Genomic DNA, 22,279 nt, shown 5'->3' on the forward strand with positions numbered 1-22,279 from the left:
GGTATTACTCCGTACATCCTGGATAAATGGTGCAGGTTTTACCGTTCATTTTGAATGTTTTGAACTGCGGGGGAGTTTGGCACCTCTGCCATCCTTCTTTCGGCAGGCAAGGTTTCCAGCCATTGAGAAACTTGATCCATGTATCATCACGATAGGGTGTTTCTTCGGGATTAACCTCGATTTTAAATTTGACTGTCTTGCCCGTTAGTTGGTCTGTTTGTAAATAAGCACCGGCACCTTTGCAATTGAGAGATTTATCGAGCTCAAGGACCAGCTTGCTGTCCTGGAACCACCATTCACATTTGCCCGTTATCTCGAGAATTCCATTTGTGTTAAAGCCAGGGCTGCCTTGCGGCAAGGTTTTTACGAATCTCAGTCCAGCGTCGTCATAGGCTTGTTGCCAATCCTTGTGACCGAAGCGGCCCCTGATTTTCATATCAACCCTGCCGATTTTCATCGCGCACAGTCCAATGCTGTATTTCAATGGAACTTTGAAATTAAAGGTCTGCGCGTGTGGATGAAAGTCTTGTTCAAACGATTTGGCATGGCTGCGAGGCATTTTTTTAGCCGTATAAATGTTATCGGTTTCGCAGCTCGCGCCGGGCGTTATCGGTCCATACCAGACGGTCGCTTCTACGCCGAATTCAGCCGGTAACTCCCCCGTCAGATTGAAACTATCCCAGCCTTCGCGACCCGTAACTGACAGGGCACTTTCTTTTGCTGCCGAGACGATGAGGCTGCATCCGCCAATAACAAGCAGAGCGCTAGCCAGCGCGGCTAAAGGCAATACTCGCCTCATAAGACATGCCCCTTGCTGGCAGCGAGCAGTTCACGCTGGCATCGGGCGAAATGCTGCCTCGGGGTTTCATTGGCTCGGGGCTCCCAAGCGGGATGCTCGGCAAGTGACGGATTTAGTTGCTGCTCAAGCAGGAAACATTTTTGGTCGCCTGTATCCCAGCCCCACGCGCCTGCACGCTGGAACTGCTCTTCCAGCCAAGGTCGTAGTGGGCGAGTTTCGGCCAGCTGCTGGGTGGCCTCGCCCTTTAGTTCCCAAAGCCATGCGTGGAGTGCGCGCAACTCAATACCATTTGCGATCTCCAGCGGCTCTGGAATGTTGAGCCACGGTGTTGCGAACGGAACTGGAATGAGCGCAGGGGTTTCATTTTCAAAGGCCAGCCACTGCTTACCATCCCACGTCAATGCTCCTATTAACGGTCCAAGTAGCAGGGGGATTTGTTGCACTGTTAAGCCGCTGAGGTGGCGAGCAATAACCTGATTATCCTGAAAGCGATAAAACCATCGTTTGCCGTCCTCGTTTATCACCAGGCGTTCGCGCCAGTGCTGGGCAACATCGTTCAAATCAAGGTGGACAGCGCTGGCGATCCAGCCCCAATTGCGTTCGGGGCACTGCAGTAGATATGTGAGAATCGGCGCGGACGATTCGTCGATACGCACCAGCCACGGGCTTTGCTCAAGCAGACTCTCGAACTCTGTGCCCTGAAACAGCCGAACATACTCACGGATCGGTGCGAGTTGAAATATTTTCGCGATAGTTTCCGGGGCCGCAACCGTGTCAATAATCAGGAGTAATTGATGTTTAAAAGTTTTGTGTTCGTTTAGCCATTGTTGAGGCTGAATGAACGCATTGTTCATGGCTTTATATCCTGTGGTTACTGCATCGCATGATTTCGGTCAGGCCCGCGCTGCGAATACGTTGTTTTCGTTGTTTATCACGTATTAAAATTGTGTTTAGTTGGCTGAGTTTTGCTTTGGGTTCGCATCATCCCACTGTGTCAATGTATTTGGATGTAGGTAGAGAATCTTAACTTTGTAGGATTATTCGTAATTGATTGCGGTTATGCGTTGGTTTGAAGTTCCTAGTGTTGATGTGGCTTGATATCCATCAATTGATTACCAGTTGATTGTGGCAACACCAGCCTGACCTGCGGATTTTATTCTGTAAAAAGCTGACACCGAGCGGAGTGCCAGAAAAAGACTGTCCACTCGTCACTGCTGCTCTAAATCCGGCTTTCCGGTATGTTTACCATTCCAACGCGGACCTTGAGCCCGGTAGCAGTGCTCGGAGGGTGTGGATTTGCAATGGAGGTTCGACCTGTCATGTTCCTCGACGTAGAATGCGCGCCATTCTTATGGGCGGCCTGCCGTCCTGCCATCCGTATTTATCAGGGACTTACCCATGAGCGATTATCAAGAAACGTTGTACGAAGGTTATGGCCAGCGTTTTCGCATGGAAAAACTGCTGCACGAGGTGCGCACCGAGCATCAGCACCTGGTGATCTTCCAGAACCCACGCATGGGTCGCGTCATGGCCCTCGATGGCGTGATTCAGACCACTGAAGCCGATGAGTTCATCTACCACGAGATGCTGACTCACGTGCCGATCCTGGCCCACGGCGCTGCTCGCCGGGTGCTGATCATCGGCGGTGGCGATGGTGGCATGTTGCGTGAAGTGGCCAAGCACCGCAGTGTCGAGCACATCACCATGGTCGAAATCGACGGTACCGTGGTCGAGATGTGCAAAGAGTTTCTGCCGAACCACTCCAAGGGTGCGTTCGAAGATCCACGCCTGAACCTGGTGATCGATGACGGCATGCGCTTTGTCGCCACAACCGAAGAAAAATTCGACGTGATCATTTCCGATTCCACGGACCCGATTGGTCCGGGCGAAGTGCTGTTCTCGGAGAATTTCTATCAGGCCTGCCACCGCTGTCTGAATGAAGGCGGCATCCTGGTCACCCAGAACGGCACGCCTTTCATGCAATTGAGCGGCGTACAAACCACGGCCGGGCGGATGCGCGGATTGTTTGCTGACTGGCATTTCTATCAGGCGGCGATCCCCACCTACATCGGTGGCGCCATGACCTTTGCCTGGGGCGCAACCAATACGGCCTATCGCAAACTGCCGCTGGATACCTTGCGTCAGCGTTTCGCAGGTAGCGGCATCGTGACCCGTTATTACAACCCGGAAGTCCACATCGGCGCGTTCGCCCTGCCGCAATACGTACTGCAGGCGGTCAACAAGCCTAGCAACGACTGATAGTGTCGAAAGTTACGTGTACATAACATTTCATCGGAAACGTTATGCACACGTAACACTCTGCTGTTGGTGCCCATGTCGCTTCCAGCTATGAAAAAGGTGCCCGCGCGATTCGCCTGTTCTGCGCACCGGAATGCATCCGGTCATCGGTGGAGCTGTTCTACGATATCGTCAACACAACTGCTTACATAAAAGAGGATTCGCTGGCGCTGAGCCTCGACGGATCGAAAAGCCTGTTCGCCTCACGGTTGGGGATTCTTGCCCTGGCGCAGGTCTGTGATGTCGTCAAACCCCGGCAACGCCTGCAAAAGCTGATCGCGGCGGCGCAGGCGTCGTTGCGCGACAACGCCGAATTCGCCGGTGACCCGCCAGGGGTTTTCGAGGCAATCGAGTACAGCCTGAGCCTTTACAGCCAGTCTTTCAGCTGAATCCTTGCCCTGCGAACGACGAAATTTTCACGTTATGTCGCTGAAAATCTGCCGCGCTTAATAACGCCTCGCTGGCTGCCAACCCTGATTGCAGAGCAATGACGCCGTCGATTTCGTACCGTTCAAGATGAAACATCGTACAGCCATCGGTGTTTATCAGTGAATGATCACGTAAGATTTGCCCCCCGCGCGTTGCTCGATGTGAAAACGTCGCCTGACGCACAGACTTTTGAACCCCTTTTTGAATCCAACGGATCCTAGAACGACATGGCCACAACGGACGCCCTGAGTCATCAGCCCGCCTCGTCGCGCTCGATGCAACCTACCGTCAAATCGCATCTGGCGTACACGCTGCTAAGCGGGCTGGTCCTGATGGTGCTGTATACGCTGTTGCGTATTGCACTGCTGGTCTACAACCGCGAAATGATCGGTGACACGCCGGCATCGGTATTTGTTGAAGCGATGCTCAACGGCATGCGCTTTGACCTGCGTCTGACGGTTTACCTGCTTATTCCCCTGATTCTGGCGCTGTTCAGTGCGCGAATCATGGCGATGCGCGGGTTCTTTCGTTTCTGGCTGACGCTGGTCGCCAGCCTGACGCTGTTCTTCGGCCTGATGGAGATGGACTTCTATCGCGAGTTTCACCAGCGCCTGAACGGCCTGGTGTTCCAGTACGTCAAGGAAGATCCGAAGACCGTTCTGAGCATGTTGTGGTACGGCTTCCCGGTGGTTCGCTATCTGTTGGCCTGGGCTTTCGTCACCTGGCTGTTGAGCCTGGTGTTCAAAGGTGTGGATCGGGCAACCCGGCCACGACGCTCGGTGGCTGGCGGCACTTCCAGCCAGCGTTCGATTGCGCCGTGGTATGCGCGTATTGGTGTCTTCGTTGTGTGCCTGTTGATTGCGGTTGTCGCAGCTCGCGGCACCTTGCGCCAGGGCCCGCCGCTGCGTTGGGGCGATGCTTACACCACAGAGTCGAACTTCGCCAATACCCTGGGCCTCAACGGTACGCTGACCCTGATTGCTGCTGCGAAAAGCCGCATGTCGGAAGATCGCGACAACATCTGGAAGGCGACTCTGCCGCAGCCACAGGCGCAGCAGACTGTGCGAGACATGTTGCTCACCTCCCACGATAAACTGGTTGATCCAGAGATCGCGGCAGTGCGTCGCGACTCCATGCCGCCGGCGGAAAATACCCTGCCGATCAAGAACGTCGTGGTGATCCTGATGGAAAGCTTCGCCGGTCACTCGGTAGGTGCGCTGGGCGACGAGGCGAATATCACGCCTTACTTCGACAAGCTGTCCAAGGAAGGTCTGTTGTTCGACCGGTTCTTCTCCAACGGCACGCACACCCACCAAGGCATGTTTGCCACCATGGCGTGCTTCCCGAACCTGCCGGGCTTCGAGTACCTGATGCAGACGCCGGAAGGCAGTCATAAGCTGTCCGGCCTGCCGCAATTGCTCAGCGCCCGTGGTTACGATGACGTATACGTCTACAACGGCGACTTCGCCTGGGACAACCAGTCTGGCTTCTTCAGTAACCAGGGCATGACTAAATTCATTGGTCGCAATGACTTCGTCAATCCGGTGTTCTCTGATCCGACCTGGGGCGTGTCCGATCAGGACATGTTCGATCGCGGCGCTCAGGAATTGAAAGCCCGTGGCGAAAAAGGCAAGCCGTTCTATGCCTTGCTGCAAACCCTGTCGAACCACACGCCTTACGCGTTGCCAGCCAACCTGCCAGTTGAGCGAGTGACGGATCAGGGGTCGCTGAACGAGCACATGACTGCCATGCGCTACTCCGACTGGGCGCTTGGGCAGTTCTTCGAGAAGGCCAAGAAAGAGCCGTACTACAAGGACACGCTGTTCATCGTCGTCGGCGACCACGGTTTCGGCAATAACCAGCAAATCACTGAGATGGACCTGGGCCGTTTCAACGTGCCAATGCTGATGATTGGTCCGGGCGTGCAACAGAAGTTTGGCCAGCGCAGCAGCATCGTCGGTACCCAGATCGACATCGTGCCGACCATCATGGGCCGCCTGGGCGGGGAAAGCCGCAACCAGTGCTGGGGTCGCGACTTGCTGAACCTGCCGGAAGGCGACAAGGGTTTTGGCGTGATCAAGCCTTCGGGCAGCGAGCAGACCGTCGCGCTGGTAACCGGCGACCGGATCCTGATCGAACCCAAGGAAATGGAACCGAAAGTCTTGTCGTACACATTGGGCCGCACACCTCATGCCGAGGTGATCCCGGATGCGCCGGATACTCAGGAACTGCGCAACAAACTCGACAGCTTCCTGCAAACCGCGACCAAGAGCCTGCTGGATAACACAGCCGGTGTAGAGGCGAGCAAGAACAAGAACTGATCGCTGCACTGCAACGCAAAAAGCCCCTTGTCCAGGGGCTTTTTGCATTTTCGGCTCCAGCCTGTATCCGCAGCCAGCTCTATGTTTCTGCGGGTTAATCCGCTTAACTCGTTTGAACGAATGACCGCCAAAAAAGGTCAAGATCACGTAAGCCGCGTTTTCGGCTGCTGAGGAGACATCGATGAAACAGTGGACCATTTCGTATCTGGATAAAGATGGTGTGCAACAAAGCCTGGATCTTGATGCCGAGCAGCGTCCCAGCGAAGAGGAAGTCGCTCGTCGGCTACGGCCGATTTTGTTTCCTGTGGCCGATGAGCTTGACCTCAATGACCTCGAAGGTCGCACGGCCGAGCCCACCGTGAAATCCTTGAAAGACCAGAATGCGGTGCAGATCATCTCCATCACTGAAGCCTCCTGAGCACCTGAAAAAAATCCCTCTCCCCCAATTGGCATAACGCCAACGATGGGGTTACTCTGCAAATGAGGCCGGTGAAGCGTTTCTCCAGCCTCGTCATGTCGATGCCTCGCCCGCCCAGCAGGCGTGGCCTTGTCAGCTACATGCTTGATTCCCGCCCGGCAGAGTATCTGCCGTGTGACGGCCTCCGATCGGAGCGTCGTATGGGAGCGTTGAAACTCTATCTATCGTTGCATAGGAGGACGTTTCATGAGCACAGCCTATCAAGAGGACATCAGCAGTAACGTACTGCGCCGCATGAAAGAGGGCGGTTTCGATTTCGCGCGTATTCACCCCATCGAGTTTTATGCCATTTTTCCGGATGAGGAGCGGGCACGGCAGGCTGCGGGACGATTTCGTGGCGAATCCCTTAATACCCAGATCAACGTCGGAGATGACGGCGCGTGGCATTTGCAGTTAAGCAAGGTCATGTATGCGACCTATGACGGCATCGGTGATTTCGAGCAGGACTTCCAGACAGCAATCGAAGCGCTCGACGGTGAAGTCGAGGGCTGGGGCGTTACGCAGGAGATCAGAGGCTCCCAGCGCATGAGATGTCATTGATGCGCTGAACGACCGGTCGATTCAGGGGCATTCCTGGAATCGGCCGGTTTTGGTTTGTGGACTCTAAAACTGTTTATGAATATACGCCGCGCCGCTGACCAAAAAAGGGCAGGCAAAAAAAAGCCACTCAAGAGAGTGGCTCAAAGGGAAGTTCGGAAAATTCGGTTGTTGCAGGCGCTGCGGTGTTTTTCGACAACGACTTGAAACAGGGCATCCGAATGAGTGATTGCCCGAATGCAGGGGATTATCGGGAAACAATATCCACTCGTGAAATCAACTCTGGCTATGCTGGTCATAGCGTTTGCAGTTGAAGGACGCTTCCGAATGAGGCGTAGGAGAATTGGTTAGGAAGGATATTGCACAGGAATGGTGCGGTGATCCTTGTGTTTTTATTTAACCGATTGATATTTAAGCGTTTATGCCGATGGCACGGGCCTTGCGAAGGCCCTTGGTGTCCGTGGTGACAAGGAGTACGGCATGATCCGCACCTTTTATGATGAGATGTACGATGCCGGTGGCCTGGTCCGCCCGCATTACCGGGAATTTGCCCGCTGGTTGGGTGAAACGCCGCCTGAGTTACTGGCTCAGCGTCGACGTGAAGCCGATCTATTGTTTCATCGCGCCGGGATCACGTTCACGCTGTACGGTGACGAGCAGGGGACAGAGCGCCTCATCCCTTTCGATACGATTCCGCGCAGCATTCCTGCCAGTGAATGGCGGGTGGTAGAACGAGGCTGCATTCAGCGCGTGAAAGCGTTGAATATGTTTCTCGCTGACCTTTATCACGAGCAACGCATCATCAAGGCCGGGATTATTCCCGCCGAGCAGGTATTGGCCAACGAGCAATACCAGATAGCGATGCAAGGCCTGAATCTGCACCGCGATCTTTATTCGCATATCTCCGGTGTCGATCTGGTGCGCGACGGCGACGGCACGTATTACGTGCTGGAAGACAACTTGCGGACCCCGAGCGGGGTGAGCTACATGCTCGAAGACCGCAAGATGATGATGCGTCTGTTCCCGGAGCTGTTCGCCGCGCAGCGCATTGCCCCGATCGATCATTATCCGAACCTGCTGCTCGATACCCTGAAAAGCTCCAGCCCTATCGACAACCCGAGTGTCGTGGTGCTGACCCCCGGTCGCTTCAACAGCGCCTTTTTCGAACACGCCTTTCTGGCGCGTGAGATGGGTGTGGAACTGGTCGAGGGTGCTGACCTGTTTGTGCGCGATGATCGTGTGTTCATGCGCACCACTGATGGTCCCAAGGCTGTCGACGTGATCTACCGTCGCCTGGACGACGCGTTCCTTGATCCTCTGGCGTTCAATCCGGATTCGATGCTCGGCGTGCCTGGCCTGCTGTCGGCCTATCGCTCGGGTAATGTCGTGCTGGCCAACGCCATCGGCACCGGTGTGGCGGATGACAAGTCGGTCTATCCGTATGTGACCGACATGATTCGTTTCTATCTGGACGAAGAGCCAATCCTCAAGAACGTGCCGACTTTCCAGTGCCGCAAACCGGAAGAGCTGTCCCACGTGCTGGCCAATCTTGGCGATCTGGTCGTGAAGGAAACCCAGGGTTCCGGTGGCTACGGCATGTTGGTGGGGCCTGCATCGACCGCAGCGGAAATCGAGTCGTTCCGGGCCAGAATCAAAGCCAAGCCCCACGCTTACATCGCCCAGCCCACGCTCTGCCTGTCGACCTGCCCGACCTTTGTCGAGAACGGTATTGCCCCGCGACACATCGACTTGCGCCCATTTGTCCTGTCCGGCCGTGAAACCCGCGTCGTACCCGGCGGGCTGACCCGAGTCGCGCTGCGTGAAGGTTCGCTCGTGGTGAACTCGTCGCAAGGTGGCGGAACCAAAGACACCTGGGTGGTTGAGGATTAAGGATGCCTGCCAATGCTAAGTAGAACTGCCTCGGATTTATATTGGATGTCGCGTTATCTGGAGCGAGCGGAGAATCTCGCGCGAATGCTCGACGTCAGCTACTCGCTGTCACTGATGCCGCAGGACGGGCGCGGTGACGGCCTGGATGAACTGGCCATGCCGCTGCTGATTACCGGCACGCTGGACCATTATCTTGAGCGCCATGGGGAGCTGCACGCCGAGCGCTTGCTGCATTTTTTCGCCCTGGATGCGAGTAACCCGGCCAGCATCTACAGCTGTCTGGGTGCCGCGCGGGCGAGCGCCCATGCGGTTCGTGGGCGAATTACCGCCGACATGTGGGAAAACATCAACGCTACCTGGCTGGAAATTCGCGGCATCGCTGAACAAGGCTTGAGCCGTTATGGCATGAGCCGGTTCTGCGAATGGGTCAAGGAACGCTCGCACCTGTTTCGCGGTGCCACTTACGGGACCATCATGCGTCACGATGCCTTCCGTTTCATTCGTCTGGGCACCTTCATCGAACGCGCCGACAACACCTTGCGCCTGCTGGATGCGCGCTACGAAATGCTCGAACTGCGTGGTCGCGATACCCATCAGGTTTCCGACAGCTCTGCTCATGGTTACTACCAGTGGAGCGCGTTATTGCGTGCGCTGTCGTCGTTCGAGGCTTACACCGAGCTGTACCGCGATGCACCCGGCGCGCGGCAAGTCGCCGAATTGCTGTTGCTGCGCCCGGACATCCCGCGTTCGCTGAGCGCCTGTCTGGAAGAACTCGACCTGATCCTTGCCAGCCTGCCGGGGGCCAACGGGCGTCCCGCCCAGCGACTGGCGGCGGAACTTGACGCACGCCTGCGCTATACCGGGATCGACGAAATCCTGGAGGAAGGCCTGCACGAGTGGTTGAACGAATTCATTCCTTTGGTAGCCCAATTGGGTAACGCCATACACACTTCTTATCTGGAGGCTGCATGAGACTTTCAGTTAGCCACGAGACCACCTATCACTACGAGGATCAGGTCCGCGCCAGTATTCAGTATCTCCGTCTGACGCCACACGACAGCGAGCGCCAGCAAGTGCTCAGCTGGCAACTGACCCTGCCGCGCCCGGTGCGTGCGCAAGTTGATCCGTTCGGCAATATCCTGCACGTGCTGACCATGGACGAGCCCCATGAAGCGATCATCATCGGTGCCCGTGGTCAGGTTGAAATCGACGAGAAGCGTGAAGCCGAACACGAAAGTCAGTCACCGCTGCCGTTCCTGCGTTTCACGCGGTTGACCGAGCCCGATGAAGCGATCCGCGCCTTTGCTGCCAAACAATGTCGCAAACGTAAGGATCGCAGTGCGTTGATCGATTTGATGCACGCGCTGAACCAGCACATCACTTACACGCCGGGCTCGACCGAAGTCGATACCAGCGCGGTCCAGGCGTTTGCCGGTCGCGCCGGTGTCTGTCAGGACCACACGCACGCCTTTCTGGCCTGCGCGCGCAGCCTGGGGATTCCGGCGCGTTATGCCTCGGGTTATCTGTACAGCGAAGACAGCGAACACCTGGCTAGTCACGCTTGGGCCGAGGCGTGGATTGATGACGCCTGGTACAGCTTTGATGTGACCAACGAATTGGCTATTCCGGAACGCCACCTGAAACTGGCGGTGGGGCTGGATTACCTGGATGCCTGCCCGGTGCGCGGCATGCGCCGCGGTGGCGGCAGCGAGCAGATGCACGCCAAGGTTCTGGTGTCGCCGATGGTCGACGCACCAAAAATCATGATGCAGGCGCAGCATCAGTAAAGCCACTTACTCCAACGGATGGTCATTGATCACCGTTGGAGCGGCTTGAAATCATCCGATGTCCCAGGGTTATTTCATTCCTGCAAAAGCCCCTATCCACACGGCACGGCCAAGCAGATCTCTGCGCAGAACTTATCGCGGGCTTCGCCAACATTAATCCTTTGCGCATACACCATCCCCATTCATTCGAATAGAGAGGCTGGCACAGATGTGCTCGGTTCGAAAACGCACTTACAGGCGCGGATTCCGATGCGATGCGCGACCATCAACCGAATAGACGGGTCATATTCGGCAGGATGAGTAGCAGTGTAGTGGCAAAGACGATAAGTCCGGCCTGACGGAATTTTGAATGCTTGAACATGGCTGTCTGCCTTTTTTGTTATTCCAGAGCTACAAAAGCTCACCGAATTCGTCAATGAATGTTCGGGCAGCTGGCAAAGGTGATTGCGTTGAGCAACTGGTGCGGCAAGTTTGCCGTCAACCGAGGCGCTGGTCTTGATTGTCGTGGCGCCCATTGCTACAGACTTAACCTTAGAGTCCAGGTGCTGTGACATTTAGAACTATTACGTATAACGGGCTGTAAATCTCATCTTAAAAACGTCTATGCGTTTCGTAAATCCAGCGGACGCTACCCGGCTAGACGCTTTCGGACTTCCCAAGACGATTCGCTTTCGGCGCGACCGTTCGTCTGGCTCGGATAATTCCTACATCTGCGCAAAACGATTCAGTGGTTTTGATTATTGAATACCGCTGGAGTGAAGCTAAGGTGTCAGCACGGTATTTATTCCAACAATAATGAAGGCTCTGAAGACACATGACAGAAGCGCTGATTTTCGACGCGGTACGCACCCCGCGCGGCAAGGGCAAATCCGATGGAGCGCTATACAGTGTCAAGCCCGTGAACCTGATCGCCGGGCTGCTGGCGGCATTGCAGCTGCGCAATCATCTGGATACCGCTCAGGTCGATGACATCGTGCTCGGCTGTGTCACGCCTGTGGGAGAGCAGGGTGCGGATATTGCCAAGACGGCAGCGCTGGTCGCCGATTGGGATGTGAGCGTGGCCGGGGTGCAGATCAATCGGTTTTGCGCGTCGGGTCTTGAAGCGGTGAACCTCGGGGCGATGAAGATTCGCTCCGGTTTTGAGGAACTGGTAGTGGTCGGTGGCGTGGAATCCATGTCGCGGGTCCCCATGGGCAGTGACGGCGGCGCCTGGGTGCTGGACCCGCAGACCAACCTGCAGTGTCACTTCACGCCCCAAGGCATTGGCGCCGATCTGATCGCCACGCTGGAAGGTTTCACCCGCCAGGATGTGGACGCCTACGCACTGCATTCGCAGCAAAAAGCCGCTCGGGCACGACAGGCCGGGGCGTTCGCCAGGTCGCTGGTGCCGGTGCGGGACCAGAACGGCACGGTGTTGCTGGATCACGATGAATTCATTCGCGCCGACTCGACGCTGGAAGGTTTGGGCAATCTCAAGCCCAGCTTTGAAATGATCGGCCGGATGGGTTTCGATGCCACCGCTCTGCGGGTCTACAGCCACGTAGAACGCATCAACCACGTGCATACGCCAGGCAACAGTTCCGGGATCGTCGACGGCGCGGCGGCGATGCTCATCGGCTCGGCGGCCAAGGGCAAGGCGTTGGGGCTGCAGGCGCGAGGGCGGATCGTGGCGACGGCGGTCACCGGCACCGATCCGACCATCATGCTCACCGGGCCGGCCCCGGCGACGCGCAAGGCACTCGCCAAGGCCGGGTTGACGGTCGATGACATCGACCTGTTCGAAGTCAACGAAGCCTTCGCTTCAGTCGTGCTCAAGTTCATCAAGGACATGGCGGTTGATCCCGACAAGGTCAATGTCAACGGCGGCTCCATCGCCATGGGCCATCCCCTCGGCGCGACCGGCTGCATGATACTCGGCACCTTGCTCGACGAGCTTGAGGCGCGCCAGTTGCGCTATGGCCTGGCAACGCTGTGTGTCGGTGGCGGCATGGGCATTGCGACCATCATCGAGTGTTATTGAGCCGTTGTTGCTTTCCTTCTTGTGGATTCGTTGAGATCACCTGTTATGACCGATGCCATTCGCTATGAAAAAGGCCAGGACCAGATTGTTATCCTGACCATCGACATGCCGGGACAAAGCGCCAATACCATGAACGCGGTCTATCGCGATGCCATGGCCGCCACCGTTGCCCGTCTGCAGGACGAATTCGCGTCGATTGCCGGGGTGATTATCACCTCGGCCAAGCCGACGTTCTTTGCCGGCGGTGACTTGAATGAATTGATCCGGGTCGGCAAGGACCGCGCGCAGTGGTTTCAGGCAATGGTCACCGAACTAAAGGCGCAATTGCGCAGCCTGGAAACCCTGGGTAAACCGGTGGTCGCGGCAATCAATGGCGCAGCGTTGGGTGGCGGCTGGGAAATCTGCCTTGCCTGCCATCACCGTATCGCCCTGAATTGCGGCGGGGTTTCCATCGGCCTGCCGGAAGTGACCCTGGGTTTGTTGCCGGGTGGTGGGGGTGTGGTGCGCATGGTGCGCAAGCTGGGCCTGGAAAAGGCGCTGCCGTATCTGCTCGAAGGCAAGAAACTCGGCGCGCAGCAAGCCCTGCAAGCTGGCCTGATCGATCAGCTTGCCGCCAGCAGCGATGAAATGCTGGCCATGGCCAGGCAATGGATCATGGCCAATCCTGACGCCCGGCAGCCTTGGGATATGCCGGGTTATCAGCTTCCCGGCGGTACTCCGGCCCAACCGAACGTTGCGCAAATGCTGGCCATCGCCCCCTCGATCCTGCGCAACAAAACCCAGGGTTGCTACCCGGCACCGGAGAAAATTCTCTGCGCGGCGGTGGAGGGCGCGCAGGTGAATTTCGACACCGCGCTGGCAATCGAGACGCGTTACTTCACTGAGCTGGTCACCGGCCAGATCGCCAAGAACATGATCGGCACCTTCTGGTTTCAGCTCAACGAAATCAATGCCGGCAAGTCTCGCCCCCAAGGCCCACCAGCGTTCGCCACCCGCAAAGTCGGGGTTCTGGGCGCCGGCATGATGGGCGCGGGCATTGCGTATGTCAGTGCCTGCGCGGGCATTGCGGTGGTGCTTAAGGACGTGAATTTCGCCGCCGCGCAAAAGGGCAAGGAGCATTCTGCCAAGCTGCTGGACAAGCAGGTTGCAGCTGGACGCATGGACGCGCAGAAGCGTGAAGCGATTCTTGCGCGCATTCATCCGACCGGGCGCGATTCTGATCTGGAGGGTTGCGACCTGATCATCGAAGCGGTGTTCGAGGACCGGGAGCTCAAGGCCAAAGTCAGTGCCGCTGCAGAGCAGTTCGCGCTGCAGAATGCAGTGATTGCGTCCAACACTTCGACGCTGCCGATTACCGGTCTGGCCCAGGCGGTTTCCCGGCCTGAGCGTTTTATCGGGCTGCATTTCTTCAGCCCGGTGGACAAGATGCAACTGGTGGAAATCATCAAGGGCCAGCGTACCAGTGCTGCAACGCTGGCCCGGGCTTTTGACTTCGTGCTGCAAATCAAAAAAATCCCCATTGTGGTGGCAGACAGCCGCGGCTTTTTCACTTCCCGGGTATTCGCGACCTTTACCCATGAAGGTATCGCCATGCTGGGCGAGGGCATTTCGGCGGCGATGATCGAGAACGAAGCGCGCAAGGCCGGAATGCCGACTGGACCGCTGGCGATCGCCGATGAGGTGTCCTTGAGCCTGATGAGCCACATCCGTCAGCAAGCACTGAAGGATCTGACCGCTGAAGGCCAACCTGTTCCGCAGCATCCGGCTTTTGCTGTTGTCGATCTGCTGGTTAACGAATACAAACGCGTCGGCAAAGCGGCAGGCGGCGGGTTCTATGATTATCCCGAGGGCGCGCCCAAGCAGTTGTGGCCGGAACTGAAAAGTCGTTTCGAGCGGGCGGATGCGCAGATTTGCGCGCAAGACGTCCGTGATCGCCTGTTGTTCATTCAGGCCATCGAGACCGTGCGCTGCCTGGAGGAGGGCGTGCTGCTGTCGGTGGCCGACGCTAATATCGGCTCGATCTTCGGTATCGGCTTTGCGGGCTGGACCGGCGGCGCGTTGCAGTTCATCAACCAGTATGGGATCCAGGGGTTTATTGACCGGGCACGGTATCTGGCCGGGCGCTACGGTGAGCGCTTCGAACCGCCAGCACTGTTGCTTGAAAAGGTCCTCAAGGGCGATTTGTTCTGAAGGCCTGCGGGCGGCAGCACGACTGCGAATCAGTACAGCAAAGGTTCAGCTAATAACGCACCGATGGGTGAATCGCCCCTTGCCTTGCGGTGCTCGTTCAAGGCAGGCTTTGTCAGTGCATTATCGCCATTACCGCTTCAGGTACTTTTTCTTATGCCGTTACGCATCTGCATTCTGGAAACCGACGTCCTTCGCCCAGAACTGGTCGATCAATATCATGGTTACGGGCGGATGTTCGAACTGCTTTTTGCACAGCAACCGATTGCCGCCGAGTTCACTGTCTACAACGTGATGCAGGGCATTTATCCGCCCGAAGGCGAGCGTTTCGATGCCTACCTGGTGACGGGCAGCAAGGCTGACTCGTTCGGCACTGATCCGTGGATCGAAACCCTCAGGACCTACCTGCTTGAACGTTATCAGCGCGGCGACAAGTTGCTGGGCATCTGCTTCGGGCATCAGTTGCTGGCCTTGCTGCTTGGCGGCAAGAGCGAACGGGCAACGCAAGGCTGGGGCGTGGGCATTCACAACTACACCCTGGCGCCTGCTACGCCCTGGATGAGTCCGGCCATGGACAAGCTGACCTTGCTGATCAGCCATCAGGATCAGGTCACTGCGCTGCCGGCAAACGCTACGGTCATCGCCTCAAGCGAGTTCTGCCCGTTTGCCGCGTATCACATCAACGACCAGGTGCTGTGCTTCCAGGGCCACCCGGAATTCATCCACGACTACTCCCGCACTTTGCTGGACATCCGCCAGCAATGCCTGGGTGAACACATTTATCAGCAGGGCATTGCCAGCCTGGATTACGAGCACAACGGCACGACGGTGGCCGAGTGGATGATGCGGTTTGTGGCACACAAGGCAGATAAAGCAGCGGTTTAGCTGCTTTAAAGCCACCCCGACCGCTTGAAGCTGGCGAACAGCGCTGTACAGCCGCCGACAATGACGGCCAGCACGGTGAAATAGCCGTAATGCCAGGTCAGCTCCGGCATGTTCTCGAAGTTCATGCCGTAGATTCCGGCAATCGCCGTGGGAAAGGCCAGGATCGCGGCCCAGGCGGCGAACTTGCGTTGCACGATGCTTTGCCGGGATGACTCCAGCAGCAAGCCGATCTCGATGGTCTGACTGGCGATATCGCGCAAATTGCCCAGGTCTTCCATCTGGCGTTTGACGTGGATCTCCACGTCGCGAAAGTACGGCCGCATGTTCTTGTCGATGAACGGGAAATCCAGGCGCTGCAACTCCTCGCCAACTTCCACCATGGGCGATACATAGCGCCGCAAACGCAGCAGATCGCGGCGCAGGCTGTGGATGCGCTGAATGTCGGATTCGTTCAAGGAGCCGTTCAGCACGTTGTGTTCCAGGTCTTCGAGTTCGCAGTGAATCGCTTCGGTCACCGGCTGGTAGTTCTCGGTGACGAAGTCCAGCAGCGCATACAGTACGAAGTCCTCGCCATGTTCGAGCAGCAGCGGCCTTGCCTCGCAACGTTGGCGCACCAGCCCGTAGGATTTCGAATGGCCGTTACGTGAGGTGATGATGTAGCCCTTGCCGGCGAAGATATGGGTTTCGATGAATTCGAGCTTGCCGTTCTCGCGCACTGGCGCGTAGGTCACGATAAACAGCGCGTCACCGAAGGTTTCCAGCTTGGGACGGCTATGTACCTCCATGGCATCTTCGATGGCCAGTTCATGCAGGTTGAACTGTTTTTTCAAGCTGGCCAGTTCGCTGGCATCAGGCTGTTCCAACCCGATCCAGACGAAGTGGCCGGGCTTGGCCGCCCAGGCTGCCCCTTCATCGAGGGTGATATTGGTGACTTTTTTGCCTGCACTGTAAACCGCGGCAGCGACGACTCGGCCCATGTTGGTTTCGCTTCTTTATAGTGTGCTGTTATCGGCGCAACGGGGCGCTCTACTGCATCAGAGCAGGCAATCCGGTACGAGTTCGCCGACCGGAAAAAAGCCCGCTTCGGCGGGCTTCGCGTCCTGGGTCTGGCCTACAGCGAATGCTGCTGATCGGCAACGATGGCCGCGTCCAGGGTGTCCAGCAGCGCCTTGCGCACTTTAAGTTTGGTGTTTTTGTGCGCGTTCATGTTGATTTTTTTCAATTGCAGTGCTGCGGTACGAGCGGCTTCCTGCAACGCTTCGACGCTGACCAGCTTGTCGAGAAAACCTGCATCCAGCGCGCCTTTGGGGTCGAACATCTCGCCATTGATCACCGAGCGATGAAAGGCGGATTTACGCAGACGATCCCGCGCCAGCTCAATGCCAGCATGGTGCATGGTCATGCCGATCTGGACTTCGTTCAGGCCGATGCTGAACGGCCCTTCGACGCCAATCCGGTAGTCGGCCGACAGCAACAGGAACGCGCCTTTGGCGACCGCATGACCCGGGCAGGCAATGACGATAGGGAAGGGGTGCGAAAGCATGCGCCGCGCCAGGGTCGAGCCTTGCTTGACCAGGCTGATGGCCGCTTCAGGGCTGGACGTCATGACCTTGAGGTCATAGCCGCCGGACAGAATCCCCGGCTGCCCGGTGATGATCACTACGGCGCGGTCTTTCTCGGCTTGATCCAGCGCCGCGTTGAATGCCGCGACCACGTCAGGAGAAATGGCGTTGACCTTGCCGTTGCTCAGGGTCAGCGTGGCGATACCGTCTTCCAGGTGGTACGAGATCAAATCACTCATGTCGCGATTCCTTTTTATTGAAGTGAGCAGAAGTTACTCACCCGCAACGGTGAGGTAAAGCGCTGACTACCGGGTCAGTTCGCAACCGCTCGAAGAGACTGCGCAGTGCTATGAGTTCGGACTATCGAAGGGGCGAGCGGGCGCTGAACAACGCCACTTTGCCTACCACTTCAACGCTGACATCCGCAAAGTGCTGAGCCAGTGCGCTACGCAGTCCGGCAAGCGTGTCGTTGCGGTTACCGAAAATGCCCTTCTTGTTGTAAACCGCCATTAATTTGCTGCCAAAGCCATTGTGGTTGGCTTCGTCGCCCAAAATCGTTGCTCCGAACAGGACTCCGTTGTCAGCCAGCCGGGATTTGAGATTGCCAAACACCACCGCCTTGTCGGCCATGGTGCCAGGCAGGCAATACAGCAGGTAAAACAGCGATATCGAATCACAGACCGCGACCTGTTCATCATTCAACGGCTGGAATACATCGTGCTGCACGACCCGAGTATCAGGACGGCCGAGGCGTTGGCGTGCGGCTTCAAGGCTGCTGGGGTTCAGGTCGAGCAAAGTTACCTGGGTGCTGGCCGGCAAATTGGCGTTGGCCAGGTAATAACCTGTGCCAACGCCAACATCCAGATGGCGTGCGCCAACGTGACGATTGAAAAAAGGCTGTAGCACTTTTCTGGTTGGACACTGCCAGGCAAACCGATTGGAAACTCCAAGTACCCAGCCGTCATAGAGCTTCAAGGTCAGGGGCGAATAAACAGCGGCGCCAGCTTGAGACGACTGGGTCATGGGGGTCATTCCTCGATGGCATTGAGCTCGCGATATTCATCCCAATCCATACCCAGCGTTTCGGCCACCTGCTGATGGGCTTCCAGGCGCATGGACTTGAGTTGCTCAGGGGATTCGGCGACCAGCTGCAACGCCAGTTCCCAGGGTTCGATGCCGAGGTCTTCGGCTTCATCCTCAAATGCCCATTGGGTCTGCTGCTTCTGTTCTTCGACGCTCAGCTGCTTGATTTCATCTTCGAGGATCGGGTTGGTGGTGAGGTATTTCGCCAGGGCGACGTCGTTCCATTCAAGTAGGTTCATGCGGTACTCCTGCAGGTTTGGATCGAGTCGAAGAAGGTCGAACTGCACAGTTGCAGACTCGACGGCAAGGCGCGATTGTGCGCGATACCCCGGCTGGCTTCCAGTGCAACGCAATTGACTTCGTGGATAAATCCGAATTTACGGAGAGTTCTGTAGGAGATAGCGCTATATAGCTGACGCATACGCGGTTGCAGAGGGCGCGCCGGGTTTGTGGGAGCGAATTTATTCGCGAAGCGGTAGAGCCAGCAGTGGAGACATTGCTGACCGGATCGACGCTTTCCCGGATGAATCCGGCCCCCACGGAGCGGTCGACCGTACCGCTACACAGCCCTGCCAAACTCGGCGTGATACACCTTGAGGAAATACGCCCACTCGGTATCAGTCCAGGACGAATGGCGTCGTAATTGGCGAAGGTCGTGGCGCGCGGCTCCCAGGGAGGTAATCCGGCGATGGGATTTTTCCAGGTCGAGCAGGGCCAGTTCGAATTGCGGACCGTCGATGGACGTCACGACTTTGACGAAAATATGTTTGGACCGCATGCAGCTGTGTTGCCAGTAACCGAGGTGCAGACGCGACAACAGGAACGCCAACCGCTCGAACAAGCGCAGATGTTCGTCAGGCGAATACCGTTCGCGAGCTCCATCCGCATACCAGGAGTCCAGATCCTGGAAGCCGTTGAGATCCTGCGTGACCAGCACGCCCTGCCAGACGCCATCAACTTTGCGAGCGCCATAAAAAATTGGCTTGGGCGCTGCTACATCAAGCTGGTCAAGTTTGGTCAGTGCACGTCCTTCGCGCAGGACAGTCGGCCTGCCGAACGGATAACGGGGGCTGCGGTAAAGATGACCGGTCTGCCGTTTTACATACACGACGGTTCCGTTATGAACGACTCGCTGAACCCCGCTGGTACCACTGCGCCGTACATTAGGTTCTTCAACCCAAGTTCCCTGCGTTTCCCACCAATAAGCGAAGTTTTCCTGCACAGTAGACGTCCCCATTACTGTTTCCTGTCCGATTATTATCCTTTGTCAGTCTCATTGAGTTGACAGTTTCATCGGAGAATAAAACAACTATTGTCACTGTGATAGGGATAGTTGGCAGGTACTTGACGGTCGGCCATTGAACCAATAGTCATTGGTGTCAGTACCATTACGGTGGCCTGTACGTCCAGCGTAGGCAGGACTGTATGCGTCGCTGGTATCGACCTACTGGGACGTTTTATGACTGACCAGTCGTCAGGCCCAAGAAAATAGAAGGTGCTAAACCCCAAGGTCGTGGTCTGACTAGTATCAATTCAAGAAGACCCTGAAAATGCCCTGTCTTAAAATCGTTTCAGAAGGAAGCGGTGATCTGCTGGATGACCTGAATACCGCTACGGCTGAAATGATGTCGTTCGCCATCGGTGATGTTGGAGGTAGTGAGTGGCAAATCGCTCGGGCACGTCAAGAACATGCCTTTGAGAAATGGCACTGCTATATCAGCAGAGAACCGACCGTCAAGTTCAAGGGGCCACGCCTGGCCGAATCGTGTTTGACTTAGTCTGATGGCGGGGCGGCATCTCGATATAGGAAGCCTGTCGAACTTTCCTAGGCGGAAAAGTTCCGACTTCCACTAGAAGAAAAGTTAAAACGTCAGCGTGTGTGTAGTAAATGGTAGAGGGCTTCAAATTTTTAGCCTGTCATTTGCTCCTAACGCTTCAATCCAGCCTGTTCGACTCGCCGAAATGAACGACGGGTCATTGAACAGGTCCCTTATTCCAGCAGGCCAAAGCCTTGTTGCCGGTTGCTAGCTGAGTGTCGTCTTCCTTGCCTTGAGACATGACGGTCCGGAAATATAAGAGCTTGCCCGCCGCCGCCTCCCCGAAGCACAACAAATATATCCGAACTACCCAGACTGAGCCGTTTCACTCAAGTTTTAAATCGCAGAACCAGGTCATTCAGATTGACCGCGAGGCGCGATAGTTCATTACTTGCCATCAGAGTTTGCCGTGTACCTTCGCTGCTTTGTATCGCTAAATCGCGAATACTGATCAAGCTACGATCAACGTCCCGAGCTACATGGGCCTGTTCTTCGGACGCGGTGGCAATTTGGAGGTTTCGGTTGTTTATCTCGAGCACCGAATCCGTAATTTGACGCAGCGATTGTCCCGCATCTTCAGCAGTACGTTGGGTGCTGTGAACCTCCAGGGTACTGTTCTTCATGGATTCGACAGTTGCAGTAGAACCGGCTTGAATGGCGGAAATCATTTGTTCGATTTCTTGAGTAGACGTCTGTGTGCGATGCGCCAAGGCCCGAACTTCGTCAGCAACTACGGCGAAACCACGACCCTGCTCCCCTGCGCGAGCTGCCTCAATGGCGGCGTTCAACGCCAGTAAATTGGTTTGCTCGGCAATCGCACGAATAACGCTGAGTACCTTACTGATATCTTGCGCCTGCGTAGCAAGGGCTTGGACCTGAGCAGATGAATCCTCCACCAACCCGGTTAGGTTTTGCATAGCGACCAAGGTTTCAGCCACCTTTTTATTACCGACATCTGCGGAGAGGCTAGACTGTTTCGCAGCCTGGGATGTCGACGTCGCGTTTCTTGCAACCTCTTCAACAGCAGCGCTCATTTCAGTAACCGCGGTAGCGGCTTGTTCAATCTCACTGTTTTGTCGTTGAAGCGTGCGGTCAGCGCTTTCGGTTATAGAAGTCATCTCTACTGCAGCGGTGCTTAGCTGGGCTGAAGCTCCTGATATTTCTTGAACAGTACCTCGCAGATTTTTTGCCATTAAGTTCAGTGCATTCATAAGTCTTGATGCTTCATCAGAACCTGTCACTTCAAGCTGACGAGTGAGGTCGCCTGCGGCGATATCCTCTGCTAATTTCAAGGACGAACTAATAGGGGTAACGATACTTCTGGTTAGCGAAATGGCAAGAATGACTGTCAGGATTGAAGCGATAACGACAACTGCTATTAATACGTTCACGCTGTGGTCGTAGACGTCCCCGGCCTCAATGCCCGATTTTAGGGCCTCACGAGCGTTCTGCTCGCGCAAAACCGTTAGCTGGTCTTGATAAGCACTTGCCCTTTGCGCTTGTGCATTATTGGCAATGGATACGGCTTTTTCATGATCAGTAGATTCCAGCGCTAACACCTGATTAAGGCCATCAATGTAGTCACGCATCAACCTGTCCGCCTGCTCGAACTGAGCCTGGTCGGTCTCGCCCGCAATCAGGTTTTTCCGATAAAATTCGGCACGTGCCTGAAGCGTTTTAATTGCTTCCTGGGTCTTCGTCAGCGATGCTGTGTGAATGTCGGGCGCGGTACTTGCAAGCATTCTGATACTTTCAAGCCGGGCATGCAGTAGGGCAATCTGGATGTCATCAATGACCTGGATACTGGGCAGGGTATTTGTCTCTATATTCTGCTCGGCGCTCCTGAGATGCCGAATTTGGATATAAGAAAAGGCACCTAGTCCTATCAGTAAAATTGTGATGACGCCGAAACAGACGGCGGCTCTGCGCGCAATGTTCATTGACCTCAGGTTCATGGTGGGCTCCAGCGGTTTATTAGGAGGAATTCTGAAATCCGTTCCAACAACTAGGTTGTCTGCTGATGAAGACGTTGCTTTAATTTTTTAATAAACTTCAGGAGCGAAAATAATTGACGTCAACAGTTTTCCTGCGTGTCAGTGTCTAGGGAAGGTCTGAAATAGGCAGACGTTTTCAACGGCCCCGTTGCTTGAGGCTCAAAAAATGTCGACTCAATCGAAAATCAGACC

The 22,279-nt window shown here is 56.0% G+C and carries 19 protein-coding genes; 11 read left to right on the top strand and 8 right to left on the bottom strand.

Annotated features, from left to right (window positions below):
• Positions 1–4: 4 nt before the first annotated feature.
• Complete coding sequence (locus AABC73_RS09360) at positions 5–799, bottom strand: hypothetical protein (protein ID WP_341523338.1); 795 nt, start codon at positions 797–799, stop codon at positions 5–7.
• A complete protein-coding gene (locus AABC73_RS09365; protein WP_341523339.1) occupies positions 796–1,653 on the bottom strand; it encodes a DUF4123 domain-containing protein in 858 nt (285 codons plus the stop codon). The genes AABC73_RS09360 and AABC73_RS09365 overlap by 4 nt, the downstream gene beginning before the upstream one ends.
• A gap of 544 nt (positions 1,654–2,197) precedes the next feature.
• Between AABC73_RS09365 and speE the strand changes: the two genes are divergently transcribed.
• The 11 genes from speE to AABC73_RS09420 all read left to right on the top strand — a co-directional run bounded on the left by speE (position 2,198) and on the right by AABC73_RS09420 (position 15,631).
• Positions 2,198–3,058: a polyamine aminopropyltransferase gene (gene speE / locus AABC73_RS09370; protein WP_341523340.1), complete on the top strand. Its 861-nt coding sequence runs from the start codon at positions 2,198–2,200 to the stop codon at positions 3,056–3,058.
• Positions 3,059–3,207: 149 nt separating this feature from the next.
• Positions 3,208–3,486, top strand: coding sequence for a hypothetical protein (locus AABC73_RS09375; RefSeq protein WP_341523341.1), 279 nt, complete (start codon positions 3,208–3,210; stop codon positions 3,484–3,486).
• Positions 3,487–3,753: 267 nt separating this feature from the next.
• On the top strand, positions 3,754–5,847 hold the full coding sequence (locus AABC73_RS09380; RefSeq protein WP_341523342.1) for an LTA synthase family protein: 2,094 nt from the start codon (positions 3,754–3,756) through the stop codon (positions 5,845–5,847).
• A gap of 181 nt (positions 5,848–6,028) precedes the next feature.
• Positions 6,029–6,265: a hypothetical protein gene (locus AABC73_RS09385; protein WP_341523343.1), complete on the top strand. Its 237-nt coding sequence runs from the start codon at positions 6,029–6,031 to the stop codon at positions 6,263–6,265.
• 246 nt (positions 6,266–6,511) lie between these two features.
• Positions 6,512–6,865 carry a ribonuclease E inhibitor RraB gene (locus AABC73_RS09390; RefSeq protein ID WP_065836272.1) on the top strand — a complete coding sequence of 118 codons (354 nt, stop codon included), beginning with the start codon at positions 6,512–6,514 and terminating at the stop codon, positions 6,863–6,865.
• A 477-nt stretch (positions 6,866–7,342) separates the two neighbouring features.
• Complete coding sequence (locus tag AABC73_RS09395; protein WP_020291500.1) at positions 7,343–8,752, top strand: circularly permuted type 2 ATP-grasp protein; 1,410 nt, start codon at positions 7,343–7,345, stop codon at positions 8,750–8,752.
• Between the two features lie 12 nt (positions 8,753–8,764).
• A complete protein-coding gene (locus AABC73_RS09400; RefSeq protein WP_020291501.1) occupies positions 8,765–9,724 on the top strand; it encodes an alpha-E domain-containing protein in 960 nt (319 codons plus the stop codon).
• Positions 9,721–10,539 carry a transglutaminase family protein gene (locus AABC73_RS09405; protein ID WP_341523345.1) on the top strand — a complete coding sequence of 273 codons (819 nt, stop codon included), beginning with the start codon at positions 9,721–9,723 and terminating at the stop codon, positions 10,537–10,539. The genes AABC73_RS09400 and AABC73_RS09405 overlap by 4 nt, the downstream gene beginning before the upstream one ends.
• A gap of 814 nt (positions 10,540–11,353) precedes the next feature.
• A complete protein-coding gene (locus AABC73_RS09410) occupies positions 11,354–12,559 on the top strand; it encodes an acetyl-CoA C-acetyltransferase (RefSeq protein WP_341523347.1) in 1,206 nt (401 codons plus the stop codon).
• 45 nt (positions 12,560–12,604) lie between these two features.
• Positions 12,605–14,749, top strand: coding sequence for a 3-hydroxyacyl-CoA dehydrogenase NAD-binding domain-containing protein (locus tag AABC73_RS09415; protein ID WP_341523348.1), 2,145 nt, complete (start codon positions 12,605–12,607; stop codon positions 14,747–14,749).
• 153 nt (positions 14,750–14,902) lie between these two features.
• Positions 14,903–15,631 (top strand): amidotransferase, encoded by a 729-nt coding sequence (locus tag AABC73_RS09420; RefSeq protein ID WP_341523349.1) that lies wholly within the window; start codon positions 14,903–14,905, stop codon positions 15,629–15,631.
• 5 nt (positions 15,632–15,636) lie between these two features.
• Here the strand turns inward: AABC73_RS09420 and AABC73_RS09425 are convergent, their stop codons facing one another.
• The 6 genes from AABC73_RS09425 to AABC73_RS09450 all read right to left on the bottom strand — a co-directional run bounded on the left by AABC73_RS09425 (position 15,637) and on the right by AABC73_RS09450 (position 22,048).
• Positions 15,637–16,608: a magnesium and cobalt transport protein CorA gene (locus AABC73_RS09425; protein WP_341523350.1), complete on the bottom strand. Its 972-nt coding sequence runs from the start codon at positions 16,606–16,608 to the stop codon at positions 15,637–15,639.
• A gap of 134 nt (positions 16,609–16,742) precedes the next feature.
• Complete coding sequence (locus tag AABC73_RS09430) at positions 16,743–17,432, bottom strand: crotonase/enoyl-CoA hydratase family protein (RefSeq protein ID WP_341523351.1); 690 nt, start codon at positions 17,430–17,432, stop codon at positions 16,743–16,745.
• 121 nt (positions 17,433–17,553) lie between these two features.
• The gene (locus AABC73_RS09435; RefSeq protein WP_341523352.1) at positions 17,554–18,216 is read right to left on the bottom strand and encodes a class I SAM-dependent methyltransferase; all 663 of its coding nucleotides are present in this window, start codon (positions 18,214–18,216) and stop codon (positions 17,554–17,556) included.
• 5 nt (positions 18,217–18,221) lie between these two features.
• Positions 18,222–18,515 (bottom strand): DUF6388 family protein, encoded by a 294-nt coding sequence (locus AABC73_RS09440; protein ID WP_341523353.1) that lies wholly within the window; start codon positions 18,513–18,515, stop codon positions 18,222–18,224.
• Between the two features lie 320 nt (positions 18,516–18,835).
• Positions 18,836–19,513 carry a lipopolysaccharide kinase InaA family protein gene (locus AABC73_RS09445; protein WP_341523354.1) on the bottom strand — a complete coding sequence of 226 codons (678 nt, stop codon included), beginning with the start codon at positions 19,511–19,513 and terminating at the stop codon, positions 18,836–18,838.
• Between the two features lie 909 nt (positions 19,514–20,422).
• Positions 20,423–22,048 carry a methyl-accepting chemotaxis protein gene (locus tag AABC73_RS09450; RefSeq protein WP_341523355.1) on the bottom strand — a complete coding sequence of 542 codons (1,626 nt, stop codon included), beginning with the start codon at positions 22,046–22,048 and terminating at the stop codon, positions 20,423–20,425.
• Positions 22,049–22,279 lie beyond the last annotated feature (231 nt).

It is taken from the genome of Pseudomonas sp. G.S.17 (assembly GCF_038096165.1).
Lineage (GTDB): Bacteria > Pseudomonadota > Gammaproteobacteria > Pseudomonadales > Pseudomonadaceae > Aquipseudomonas.